Below are 13377 nucleotides of genomic sequence, written 5' to 3'. Positions count from 1 at the left end.
TGGGTTTGCTGTATAGCAAACCCAAAACCAGTTTAACCCTCGGCTAATCCTTGTAAAAACTCCAAGCTTATTTTTTCTTGTTCATTAGGTTGGTACGGCAGCTGTTGTAAACTGTCATAAGGAAAGTCATTTATATCAAAATGACTAACTTCACTGTTACCAAAACTGTTTCGCTCACCAGGACTGGGGGACATTCTTTCAATTACAAATCCACTCAATCGCATATCAGCCATACCTTGTGGCAAAATTGACCAGTGCGCTTTTAAATCAATAGTTTGGCTTCCTTTACTTAAACGTTGTTTACTCACCAAATGCGCAAGTGGTGTGTCGCCACTAAACAGATTTGCCCGAAGACGATACAAGCCTTTTTTAGCTACTTTTAAATTGGCGGGTATAAGCATGTTTTCATTTTGTGGATATGCCGATTCAAAACCAAGAAGTGTAGCACTTGGAGGCATATATTGGATTTGCGCCACCACGGGGATTTGTTTCCCATCAACATTAGCTTCAACAAATATTTGTAAATTTCGCGGGTAGTCTTCCTCTGCTTTAAAAATAACATTGGCTTCGCCCTCTCGCGCGTTACTTTTATAAGTTGTTACTATCTCTTTTGTATCTGTATTGGCAAGCTCTACAATCACATTTTTAAGGCCACCTGCGCTGACTTTTAATGTAATTTCTTCTGGGTAAACAAACCTATATTTACTCAGGCTGATTGTAACTGCATTTCCTTTGTCATCTATTGGGCTTTCAACAGGATAAAATTGATTAGGTTTTAAACGGTCTTCATCAAATTCAGATAAGGGTTGTGAATACGGTGGGTATTTAAGTGCACTTTCATATTGAATTGCAACCTGCTCAGCGGCTTTTGCTAAGTTGCTATTATAATCTGTTGTTACTTTATGCTTCTGTGGTGATTTACCGGGCAAATTTGCAGTGCTTTTTTGTAAGTTTGATTTATGCTCAGCGGTGGCAGGCTGTTTTACCTTAAAAACAGAAACCTCAGCCTCTACCTCTTCTTGAGAGGGCCATACTAGTAAAGCAAATACAGCCATTATTGAAATGACAACGAAGATTTTTTTTATCATTTATACTTCAATCCTTATAAAAAGTGCAGCTTAAAAAAGCTGCACATTCAACGTTTATGGGATCACATTATAAATTAATGCAGAAGCACTCGTTGTATTTGAGTTTTTAATATAGCGATAGTTCTTTTTCCAAAACCACGTACCCGTTGTCTGATCAAATGTATTAAAACCAACATTTTGCCCATCAACATTTATATTATTCATAGCAATGGTTACATTACCTTTACGCTGAGCATTATGAATTTCATTATGGCTGTAACTGTCGCTCATCATCATAGGATAATGATTAGGCATAAAACTATTTACAGCATCGCTTTGTGATTTTAATCGACCATCAGTATCAATACTGCTACTACAGCTACCAAATGAACGCGCTGAGCTTGCACCGCATGATGAGTGCGACGCAACAACCGAATCGTCATTACCTTTTAAAAATGCGCCTGTGATCCCTAAGTATTCATTACCGTCAGCAACAAAACGTAAACGAGGTGTACGCGCATCTGGAAATGGAGAAATTTTACGCGCGTTATTTACTTTTAAATCATGTAACACGCCAACCGCTTCAGTAACATCGCTTCCTAGCCACCATCTAAGTGCTGCATCTATAGCAAAATTCCATGAGGCACCTGTAAGTGCGCTTACAGCAACATCAGCAAGTTCACTACCGCCACCAGCACCGGCTAAATCAAATGTAGCAACAATATTAAGTGGAGTAAGCCCTGCGTTTTCTAACCAGTTTGCTTGGTTATCAATAATATGGCGTGCAATTAAATCCCCCGTTGAGTGTGTCACTAATACACACCCCTCTGCGCATAAATTTGAGCGTGATAATTGCTTTAATTTAGGCCAAACCCAATCTGTTGCTATTTTACCTTCAACACGCTCGTAGGCAGGCCAATCAATTCGCTCATCTGCTCGGTTATTCCAATAGGACTGCCAATATGTTTCGCCATCGTTTACAACGTCGCTACCTGATTTATTGGTTATTTGAGAAACCTGCAAGCCATGGATTAATATTATTTTGTGATCTTTACTCGCAGCTGAAAAGCTCATTAGCATAGCAAGGCATGCGCCTAATATATGTTGTGGCTTTAGCCATTTGTGTGTGTGTGTGTTGTTCATAAAATTCCTTAATGTGTGTGTTTAATATTTTTAGTTAAGGTATTCATCGTCATTATTTTTTGTGCTGAACAGAAATAATTACGCATATGTGAGGCTTATATCTCACGTTAACGACGTTAAAAAATTCTTATTTAGAGCAACCAAATAGCGAATTTTTTGCTGGCTATCAACACGTTTATTCGCCCTCAAACTAGATCACTTAAATAAGCTAATTGGTATAAAGTACTTAGCTAAGCAATGTGTGTAACTCATCAGTCCAGACAATGACCAGTATTAGGAACAAAGCACAAAAATGCAACAATTTATTATCATTTGTAATAAATATAAAATTTAATCTAATTAAATCAATATAGTAAAAATTGTTATATTTAGGATTGTTATGGGGAGGTTTGTAATATTAAATATTGATGAGGCGCTAATAATACACAGTACCAAACCTAAAAGATTTTAAGTTTGGTACACATAGATTGATGTTATAACAATTATTGACCTTTAAGCTCGCTTGTAAATTGCCCTATAGCATTTACAACTTCTTGAGCACCATTTTGAATTTCAGTCATTACATGTCCAGACTCTTTAGATAAAGCTAAGCCTTGCTCTGCTTTTTCTTTACCTTTTTCAATCACATTTACCGTGTTTTGAGTTTGAGATTGGTTACGCTGTACAACTTCTACAATTTCTTCTGTTGCTTTAGACGTGCGTGATGCGAGTAAACGAACTTCGTCTGCTACAACGGCAAAGCCCCGACCTTGCTCACCAGCACGAGCCGCTTCAATGGCTGCATTTAATGCGAGCAAATTAGTTTGCTCTGCAATGCTGCTAATGCTTTGAACTATGCTCGCTATTTGCTGAGATTGTTGATCTAATGCCGAAATTTCACTTGCCGCTTGTTCCATATTAATTGCAAGCTCTGTCATTACTGCCACTGTGTCTTTAACTACTTCAGCGCCTTGCTCTGCTTTTTTATCTGTTTGGGTTGACGTGCTGTAGGCAATTTCTGCTGCTTGCGAAATTGCAATTTCTCGATTTACTTGCTCTGTAATTACTGTAGCAAATTTCATTACCTTGTACAGTTTTCCTGCATCGTTAGAAATAGGATTGTAAGATGCCTCTAACCATACAATATTGCCGTGCTTATCTACTCGCTTAAATCGAGACGCAATAAACTGACCCTGCCTAAGTTTTTGCCAAAACGTTTGGTACTCTGGAGATTCAGCCTCTTCGCGCTCACAAAAAATTCGGTGATGCTGACCCAAAATTTCTTTTTCTTTATAGCTCATAGCGTCTAAAAATTGCTGATTAGCTTTTAAAGCATGCCCTTCTAAATCAAATTCAATAACCGCCATAGAACGATAAATTGCTTTAATTGTGTCACTTTGCTCACGAGATGCAGTAATTGTTTTGGTTAATACGGTACAAAAAATAGAAAAATACAAAAGCTGATCTTGCTCTCCTTTTACAGGATGAACAATTAAGCGCAACCATTCAACTTGGCCATCTTGGCGAATAAATTGTAATGCACCGCCCCAATGGCCCTCTTTTTTAATTGCTTTTTGTAGGCTTTTATATTCTTCAGAGTGTTGAGAGTGCTCAGAAATAATATCTACAATTGGTGTATTAATAATATGATTTTCTCGATAACCCAACATTTTTAATAGCTGTTCATTAGCATGGGAAATTCGTCCATCATAAAGGATATTAATCACCAGCATTTCACGATTAAGGCCTTCCCATACTTGTTGCAGGGGATAAAGCTCCGCTTTTAATGATGCTATTTCGTTTTGTTTACTATTAGAAAAAAACATTAATATCCTTACCAATATGCGTGATATAAAATTTATAAATTTAGGAGCTAATTTAGTACAAAATAACAGTTAACTGTCACTTTAAAGCTTAAGAGTATGTTTTAAATGTCATCAAAACCAACACTTTAGAATGGCAAAAATACATGTTAAACATAAATTTTTGAATATATATTACTTTAATATAGCCTACTTATAAGTCAAACTTTGAACTCGACTATTTTTATAAAAATGGTTGTTTACTCTTATTTTTCATATTTTTAATTGCAGCAATAACTCCGGCAATAATTTATCAATGCACTGGGCGCAGTCTTTAGATTTATGATTTAAGCACACCCAACCGTCTGTTCCCATTACTTGCAGTGAAGTTATATCTTCGCTACCTATTGTTTTGTATTTAGAACACCACACCCCTTTGACTTTAAATATACCAAAATTAGTGGTTATACGGTTTATTGTAAAAGGGGTTTTCATAATGTTATTTCACTTGTAATCGTTCATATAAACCGGATGAACGCGATACGGTTTTGTTCATTGCCAATTGCAACACTTTTTTGTCGGCAACTAGCTCAAACGTGTGCTTAGCACGGGTAATACCGGTATAAACAAGCTGGCGATTAACTCCAACACTTGCTTGCTGCAGTGGTGGTAAAACCATCGCGGTATAGCTAAATTCTGACCCTTGTGATTTATGTATGGTCATTGCAAATACTTTATCGTGGGCGGGTAAACGCGCCGGTGAAAATGCACGTGTGCCGCCCTGCTCGTCAATAAATATAGCCTTAAGCTGCCCAGCTTCATCATTCATTAAAATACCAATATCGCCATTAAAAAGCTTTAATTGATAATCGTTTTGGCTCACCATTATGGGCATACCATTATAATGGCGCTGATTTGGGTTAACGTTTATCAACCCTTGTTGCTGCAGGGTACGTTCAATGCGTTGATTCAAACTATTAACGCCGTAGTCGCCCTCTTTTACTGCGGCCAGTAATTGATACCCTGCAAATGCAGCATGCACTTTAGCTACACTCTCACCTTGGGCAATTAAATTTAAATAGTGTGCATAATGTTTAGCCGCTCGATTTACTAGGTTCTCTATTGGTTTACCTATAAAGTCGTAATCCAAAATAACATCATTAAAGCGTCCTTCAACACTCTCTTGCTCTACATAATTTAATAAACCACTATTGTTCGTGTTTACTGCTAATGCCAATTGGCCTATGCCACTTTTAGCGTCAAAGCGGTAACTGCGTTGTAAAAATGCAATGCAATCGGCTAGTTTGAATGGGCTATTTTCCTGCGGTGTTAATGTTGGCTGGTTATTAAAACAAAGCGCATTTAATTCATTACATCGTTGGTTTGAATAGCTTGGTGTGCTCCCAAGGGTCAGCCCTTGGCATATATCACTCATTACGCTGCCAGTATCAACTGAAGCAAGTTGGTCTTTGTCACCGAGCAATATTAATCGAGCATGCGCAGGCAAGGCCTCTATTAATTTCGCCATTAGTGATAAATCCACCATGCTTGCTTCATCAATAATCAACACATCTAAATGCAGTGGGTTGCCTTGGCTGTGTCTAAATTTATTCGTAAACGGTTTTACCCCCAATAAACGATGAATAGTTTGCGCGGTATCAGGAATTAGCGCTTTAATATCATCAGGTATACTCGTTAACTGGTTTTTAGCCCCTAAAATGGACTCACTTAGCCTTGCCGCGGCTTTACCTGTTGGGGCCACCAGCTTTATGCTTAATGGCGCCGACTTATAAAGCGATTGCAATATAGCCAGCAACTTAGTTACCGTGGTTGTTTTTCCTGTGCCTGGCCCACCGGTTATTACACTAAACCCTTTAGTTGCTGCAATGGCACACGCCACTTTTTGCCAGTCAATGCCTGCCTCTGATTGCGCTTCAAAATAATGCTGCAATAGGGTTGCAAGAGTTTGGTTATCAACATTAAGTGGTCGCTCACTCATTGCTAACAAACGCTCTGCAAGTATTTGCTCATAGGCAGCAAGACGCGAAAAATAAAGGCGTTGGTCAAATAATTGTAGTGGTGTGGCATCCCCGACGCTTTGATGGTTTTGCAAGTAGGTAAAGGCGGCTTGTTGGTCAAACCCTTGTGTGAATGGACTATATGTATCGGGAATATTCCCTTCAATTTTATTAAAGTCGCTTTGGCGTAAATTAAACGGATTAGCCCAATCAATGGTGTTTAATGTTAAGCAACTATGTTGGCTTTGCTGGGCTATACATAACAATAAAACAATATAAAACAGCTCATTATGGGTTGTTTCATGAGTATTTGAGAGTAATTGCGCAAGTTTTACGTCAACGACTCTTATTCGATTTTCAGCCAGTAAAAAATCCAGCAATGGCAGTTCAGTAACCACACTATTAGACACTGTATTTTGCTGATAAGATGAAGACGTTTGTTCAACTTCATCATCTAGCGCGTCAAATAAACCCGGCTGCTGATTTAACTCGCTCATAGCATGGCTCCTTGGCTAAATAAGCCATCTAAAATAGTTACTTGCTCTAACGTCAATTTATTAAAGAAGACACCTTGCCCAGCTGGCATGCCTCGCAAAAAGGTGTAGTACACGCCTCCTAAGTGGCGTTCAATTGAGTAGTCACTAATGCGTTGTTTTAATAGTCTATGCAGCGCTACGGTATATATTAAATACTGTAAATGGTATTGATGGCTGCTCATGGCTTGCTCTAGCTGTTCGGGTTCATAATCTTTAGGCGTGTTACCTAAGTAATTAGATTTATAATCTAAAATGTAATATTTACCTTGGTGGCAAAATATTAAATCCACAAAACCTTTTAAAAGCCCTTTAACATGAGAAAAATCCAGCTTACTTTGCACAAAACCAAAGTGCTTAATGAGCACTTCGTTAAGTTTGGGGGCACTTAAGCCCGTCAGCGGTAAATTAAACTCCATTTCGACCAAGCAATCACTCGGCGCTAGTGTACTTAAACTCAAGTTATTTTGAGTATTTAATGGGCAATTGAGTACATCTAATATCCACTGCTGGGCAATCGGCTGCCATGTGTCGCTAATATGGTATTTTTCAAAGGCACGTTTTATCACTTGGGATAAGTTTTGTTCGCTGTTAGTTGGGTGCACAACGGGGCTTGTGAAATCTATTTGTTCTAAAATCTCGTGCAAACAACTACCTGGCTTTGCCCCTTTTGGAAAACTGAAAGGTGATGGGAGTTCGTCTTGTTGCACGGCAAATTCGTCTTTTTCGTGATCTTCATCGCTTCGCCCTGGGGCTAATTGGTTGCTGTGCTTTTTAAAACTCAAAGCACTAAAACTGGTTGCACGCCAATCGCGTTCAATGTGAGCCTTACTATTATTTACACTCAATGTTTGTTGGGCTGCCTCGGTATTAATAAATTGCAAAGCCCCCTGAGATTGTAAATCTTCAGAGGTAAATTGATGGTAAGCCATGGCTGAATGCGCTTTACAAAAATCAATTAAATGGGTGCGCCATATCTGACTACTGGCCACCTCTATCCCCGAAAATAATACGTGCCCTAATGCACTACTTTGAATCGCTAACCGGCTACTCTGCCCCTGCCCTATGTTATAAACACCCAAAGCACAAAAGTGCACAGCCCTGGTAAGCGCCACATACAATAAACGTAAGTCTTCTGCAAGGCGCTCTTTTTCAGCCTGCTGGAGTGCGTCTTCACCCTTGCTCAAATCATAAATGAGTTTGCCATTTTTATGATACAGCGCTTCTTTAGTTTCTCGATAGCCACTGGCAAAGGGCATAAATACCAATGGATATTCGAGCCCTTTTGAGGCGTGCATCGTCACAATTTTGACTAAGTTGGCATCACTTTCTAAACGTACTTGCACGGTTTCGCCATCTTGTTGGCTTACCTTTTGCGCAAACCAGCGCAGTAAACGCAATGTACCTTCAAGCTCAATTTGTTTTTGCTGCAATATTTCACCAAGGTGCCTAAAGTCGGTAAGCCATCGCTCTACGTTATAGCCTAAGCCTTGCCATTTAGCACTAAGCTGATTATGGCTTAGCAATCGCTCAAGCATAGCCATTGCCCCTTGTTTATGCCAAATATGACTAAGTTGAGCAAAAAAGTTTAGGTGTTCTTGCCAAGCGTTCTCGTTATCGGCGAGCAAATATATATCGTTATAGCTTAAACAAAATAACGGTCCTGCAAGCACACCACGAAGCAATGACTCGTCATATTGACCATGTAATGCCGTTAAAAAATTAAGTAAATGATGACTTAACTCTTGGCTAAATACGCTGTCTCGCGATAAGTAAACACTAGCAATTTTAGCCTCGCTCAGTGCCTTTTTCATTATTTGCGCTTCAACGCGATCTCGTACCAAAATACAGATGTCTGCCGCACTAATTGGTGTGTTGCCAATGCACGCTTTGCCTTGCTTAGCGTGTTCAAGTAGGGTCACTATTTTATTGGCAAAATAGGTGGCTAAGTGTGCTTGGCCGACCCCTTTGCTGGTGGGCTTATTTTTTTCATCTGCGGCTTCATCTACAAACACGTTAAATTCAAAGGCAGTGGCTGGTTTACCATCAATTAAAAAAGAGTCTTCCGCTTTTTTACCTTTAGCGTTTACTTTATTAAACGGGATGGCGTCGTTATAAATAAAGCTGTTGTCGTGTTTACTAAAAAGGCTATTTACGCTGTTTACTATATCGCTGCTTGAGCGAAAGTTAGTGCCCAATGTAAATTGTTGTGGCTCGTCTACCGCCTCTTTTGCACCTATATAGGTGAATATATCTGCGCCCCTAAAACCATAAATAGCTTGTTTAGGGTCGCCTATCATGGCGAGTGTTGTATTGGCTTGGCCATAAATTTTACTAAAAATACCATACTGAATCGGATCGGTATCTTGAAACTCATCTATCATTGCAACCGGAAACAACTGCGCAATTTTTTGCGCAAGTACATCACCTTGTTCATTATTAAGCGCAGTGTATAAATTAGTGAGCAAGTCGTCAGGCGTGATTACACTTTGCTCTTGCTTGCGCTTAACTATGGCAGCTTTTACCCAGCGTGCGGCTTCTTGTATTAAAGCTATTTTTAAACCTTGGTTCATCGTGTTGTTAAGCGCTGATAATTTATCAAACTGACTCAATAGAGGATGCGTGAACAAGGGCTGATTTTTTTTGTAATTACCCGCATCACTTAAGTTTTCATTACTCCAAATTTCAAACGAATACTTATTGGTGCCAAATTCAAAAAACACCTCATCGTTTGCACAAAATGCATCAAGCGCTGCAAGGCTTGCTTTGCGAGCTGGCGTTTTAGCGCCACTTAAGCCAGAGCTTTTAATGGCATCGGTAAATGCACATTCTTGGCAATCTTTTTTAAACTGTGGAACAAGGTCGAGGTATTCATCACGAGCTTGCCATACATCGTCTAGCTTAATTTGCGGTGTAACGGTCGCATTGGCTTTATTTAAAATACTTGCCACCTGCGAAAATAAAGACTCTGGTGCTGCAAATACCTCTAATATGGCGTTAGTTTTATCTTTACTAAGTGGATATACAAATGCGCGCCAAAAATCTTTAATCGTTTCGAGCAGTATGTCGCGCTCATCTAAAATAAATTCTAAATTAAATGCAACACCTGACTCAAAAGCATGTTGTTTTAACATTCGCTGACAAAAGCCATGAATGGTAAATATGGCCGCTTCGTCCATCGATTTTGCAGCGGCATCGAGTAAATCAAACGCACGGTGTTTGTCATCTACTGCGGCTATTACGCCTTCTATTAACTCATCGTTTGGGTCTTGGCCAAGTAATGCATCGCGCGCAGCAATAATTCGGCTACGCACGCGATCTTTAATTTCTTGAGTGGCGGCGTCGGTAAATGTCACCACCAAAATTTGTTCCACGCTCAGAGGAAGATTGAGCTCACCCGGTATTTGCATACCAAGTAAATAGCGTAAATATAACCCGGTAATGGTATACGTTTTACCCGTGCCGGCACTGGCTTCTATTAAACTTTGCCCTTTAAGTGGCATAGTGAGTGGATTAAGCGCTTGCATGGTCGCTCTCCTTAGCATGCTCAAATAACGGCGCGAGTAGTTTTTCGCTCCAGCTAATAAATTCGTCTTGGCAGTCGTTAAGCGATTGCACCGTTAAGCGAATATAGGGGTTTTCACCTTCACCTCGGCCTATGTATTGCGGGCTAAATTTGTTCATGGCTTTTGCCATGTCGCCGCCACTTTTTATGTATTCGTAACCACTTACTGGATAAAATGCCACGGGCTCTTTTCGCAAAGCTTTGTATAATTCAAACCAATCAACCAAAATTAAATCAGCATCGGCTTTGCTCATGGGCGCAAAACTAATTTGTTTATCAAGCCCCAGTAATAACGTTTCCAGCTCATACCCCAAACTTTGTGCCACAAGGTGGTAGATAAAGCCTTTAATCATGTCTTTGGCTTTAATACTCGCGCTACGATAAAACACCTGCTTTTGCATAAAAATATGGTTAAGCCAGCCTTGAATTTGTGTACCCTCAATATTAAACGACACTTCAACAGGTTCACTTTTACCCGCTTTTATTTGCTCTTTTACTTGCCCGGCAAGTGCGTCAATACGATGTTCCATACTTTGTAAAATTAAGCTGCCCACATTTGCTTGCGGTAAAGCCCCACGCTGTAAAATTTGTTCAGTACTAATTGGGGTATTATTTATGTTGGCTTCTAAAATTTCATCTAAGTAAAAGTATCGGCTTAATGCATCTAGGCTAAATGGTTCTTCATCTTTTGCCACTTCGTTAAATTGCGGCAAGCGTAAACCCAAGGTTTGACTGTAAAAGCTCTCTTGTGCGTTGCAAATACTGCGTATAAACACATCAAGCTCTAGCTGCTCAGGGGCGGTTACATCAAGTACGGTAACGGGCTCTGGTAAAACAGGCTCATTTGGCAGCCAAATTGGGTTATAACTATGATTGCTGAGCACGTTATTTTTACTATCGTCAGCTTGGTAGTAGTGGCTGTTAAACGGCTGCAAGTGTTGCTGGCTAATTAAACATGCAGGCAAGGTTTTAGTTGAATCGTCTTTTAGCGTAAAGCTACGCCCTATGTATTCTAATAATTCGCTCACCAAGGTTGATGGCATTCGGGGTTGGTTATCAAAGCACGAGCGACCAATATAGCTCATATAAAGATTATCGCGGGCACTGAGTAGCGCTTCTAAAAACAGGTAGCGGTCATCTAATTTTCGTGATCGGTCACCTTTTTGCTTTTTAGAATGCGGCACTAAATCAAACCCAATAGGTTGCACGTTACGTGGGTAATCAGCGTCGTTTAAACCTAGCATACACACCACTTTAAACGGCACAGCGCGCATAGGCATTAGGGTACAAAAGTTGACTTGCCCGACCAAAAATCGCTGGCCTACGCCTTTTTCTTGTATACCTTGTTTTATTAAATAGCTAACTATACGCTGCGACACCGCTTGATTGTAGTCGCCGTTATCGTGATGCTTTTGAATATCTTCAAGCACTTTTTGCAGTACGAGTAAATCCCAACTATTGTCGCTTTCACTTTCATAAACAGCACCTAGCAGCTCACTTAAAATGTGCGCTTTATTAGTAAGGGTATCGTCAGGGGTAAGCTTGGCTTTAAAGTTTTGTAGTACATCAATAAAATCGACCAGCTTATTAAGCGTATCAAGTGCCATTCCCTCTACTTCATCGGCGCTGTAAACACCATTAAATGGGCACTGTTCGTCTCGCATGGCAATACCCAGTAATAAACGGTTTAAACCATGCTGCCACGTATTTAGCTCAATGGCGGGTAAATCAAAACTGTGTTTATGTTCGCCGTTTATGCCCCATTTAACACCTACGCGCTCAAGCCAGTATTGTATTTGCTCGTACTCATGGGCTTCTAAACCAAACTTTTCGGCTATTTGGGTGACCTGCAGTAAATCTAAAATATCCGATACGCCAAAGCGCGAGAACGGTAAGTTAGCTAAGCTTGCAAATGAACTTAGCACGGGTTTTTCTTGTTCTATTGCTAAATCAGCTAATGCGAAGGGAATGTATCGGCTGCCCTGTGCGCCACCAAATACCGCCTCGATATAAGGACTGTATGTGCCTACATCAGGCATCATTACAATAATGTCTTTGGGAGTAAGCGATGGGTCTTGGTTAAATAAATTAAGTAGATAGTCGTGTAATCGCTCAACTTCTCGAAGCGGTGTGTGGCAATCGCTAAGGGTAATACTGGTATCGTTCGCACTTACTGGTAATTTACCTTCATCGTTTATAAACCACTCTTTGTTATCGGTAAGCGATTCCCCTTTAAACGCAAGTTGATAAATTTCGCTTTGCACTTGCCCAAGCAATGTATTATCAAACGCATCGATAAAACCATCAATCCAGCGGGCATCTAGTTGTACTAATTGCTCAAAGTAATCGCGACCTAATTTCCCCCACGACGATAAAAGTGGGTTACCTATAAAGTAATAGTCTTCATCGGGGTTAGTTTGCTTTTTTTGCTGAGCTTCTATAAGCGGCATTTTGGCATATTTAGCATTTATTTTTGCCGCAGTTTTTTCGTCAATTATGTCGCCCCAGTAATGTTCACTCGGGTTAAAAAAGAATAAAAACACCTCTGTTTTTTTGCTCAATGCTTCAAACACATCAAGCTGAGAATTAGCAATGGCCGATATACCAAATAAACTAATGCGCTTAGGCAATAAGCTGTTGTCCATATCGTCAAGTGCACCGAGTAGCTGCCCTTGCATGTTAGCGCGATGAAATTGGCTTTGGCCTAGCTCTTTGCTTAATTTTACAATTCGGCGCCATAAATCAGGTTGCCATGGGGCAATGGTTACATCTACATCATCAAGTTCATCACGGCCACTATCCCACGTGGCTATCCAGTGTGGGCGGTACATTAAGTATTGGTCGTACACATCGGCTATTTTTTCGCATAGAGCAAAGGTTTTTTGGCCATCAATATCGCCCTCTAAATAGGTTTTTAGAGGTAAATACAACGGCTCGTCAATACAAGTAGGCAAAATTGAAAACAATTTCCAAGCAAGGTTTGGCTTATTAAAAGCCGACTCTTTAGGCACATTAGGCAGTAGTTGCTGGTAAAGTTGCCAAATAAAACTCGATGGCAATGGAAAATCAACCTGCGCTGCTATCCCTAAATGTTCACTCAAGCCAATTTTTAACCACTGCGACATACCCGGCGATTGCACCAGCACCACTTCTTTGTCGAACGGGCTTTGCAATGGGCTTACTTTTAACAGTTGATGAAACTGTGCTTGCAGGGCTTCCATACGGTTTGATTGAATAATATTGAGCATACGACACGGTCCTTACTTGAAG

The 13377-nt window shown here is 40.1% G+C and carries 7 protein-coding genes; all 7 read right to left on the bottom strand.

The genetic code is table 11. The features are described from left to right. Positions 1-32: 32 nt before the first annotated feature. On the bottom strand, positions 33-1088 hold the full coding sequence (locus AC27I2_RS12730; RefSeq protein ID WP_487204469.1) for a hypothetical protein: 1056 nt from the start codon (positions 1086-1088) through the stop codon (positions 33-35). A 54-nt stretch (positions 1089-1142) separates the two neighbouring features. Then, a complete protein-coding gene (locus AC27I2_RS12725; RefSeq protein ID WP_487204468.1) occupies positions 1143-2210 on the bottom strand; it encodes a hypothetical protein in 1068 nt (355 codons plus the stop codon). A gap of 482 nt (positions 2211-2692) precedes the next feature. Next, on the bottom strand, positions 2693-4015 hold the full coding sequence (locus tag AC27I2_RS12720; RefSeq protein WP_487204467.1) for a methyl-accepting chemotaxis protein: 1323 nt from the start codon (positions 4013-4015) through the stop codon (positions 2693-2695). A gap of 249 nt (positions 4016-4264) precedes the next feature. Further along, on the bottom strand, positions 4265-4486 hold the full coding sequence (locus AC27I2_RS12715) for a hypothetical protein (protein WP_058406018.1): 222 nt from the start codon (positions 4484-4486) through the stop codon (positions 4265-4267). Between the two features lie 4 nt (positions 4487-4490). Further along, the gene (recD, locus tag AC27I2_RS12710; protein ID WP_487204466.1) at positions 4491-6506 is read right to left on the bottom strand and encodes an exodeoxyribonuclease V subunit alpha; all 2016 of its coding nucleotides are present in this window, start codon (positions 6504-6506) and stop codon (positions 4491-4493) included. Beyond that, positions 6503-10069, bottom strand: coding sequence for an exodeoxyribonuclease V subunit beta (gene recB / locus AC27I2_RS12705; protein ID WP_487204465.1), 3567 nt, complete (start codon positions 10067-10069; stop codon positions 6503-6505). Before recB ends, recD begins: the two co-directional genes overlap by 4 nt. Further along, the gene (gene recC / locus AC27I2_RS12700; RefSeq protein ID WP_487204464.1) at positions 10056-13355 is read right to left on the bottom strand and encodes an exodeoxyribonuclease V subunit gamma; all 3300 of its coding nucleotides are present in this window, start codon (positions 13353-13355) and stop codon (positions 10056-10058) included. The genes recB and recC overlap by 14 nt, the downstream gene beginning before the upstream one ends. Positions 13356-13377 lie beyond the last annotated feature (22 nt).

The organism is Pseudoalteromonas sp. NH0006-46 (assembly GCF_057547735.1).
The sequence above is the reverse complement of the archived record's forward strand: the minus strand, read 5'-3'. Positions and strand labels throughout refer to the sequence as shown.

What these genes read in the sequence shown, in the direction of transcription:
- AC27I2_RS12730 (WP_487204469.1), bottom strand. Translation starts at nt 1,088, where the DNA reads ATGATAAAAAAAATCTTCGTTGTCATTTCAATAATGGCTGTATTTGCT.
- AC27I2_RS12725 (WP_487204468.1), bottom strand. Translation starts at nt 2,210, where the DNA reads ATGAACAACACACACACACACAAATGGCTAAAGCCACAACATATATTA.
- AC27I2_RS12720 (WP_487204467.1), bottom strand. Translation starts at nt 4,015, where the DNA reads ATGTTTTTTTCTAATAGTAAACAAAACGAAATAGCATCATTAAAAGCG.
- AC27I2_RS12715 (WP_058406018.1), bottom strand. Translation starts at nt 4,486, where the DNA reads ATGAAAACCCCTTTTACAATAAACCGTATAACCACTAATTTTGGTATA.
- recD (WP_487204466.1), bottom strand. Translation starts at nt 6,506, where the DNA reads ATGAGCGAGTTAAATCAGCAGCCGGGTTTATTTGACGCGCTAGATGAT.
- recB (WP_487204465.1), bottom strand. Translation starts at nt 10,069, where the DNA reads ATGCAAGCGCTTAATCCACTCACTATGCCACTTAAAGGGCAAAGTTTA.
- recC (WP_487204464.1), bottom strand. Translation starts at nt 13,355, where the DNA reads ATGCTCAATATTATTCAATCAAACCGTATGGAAGCCCTGCAAGCACAG.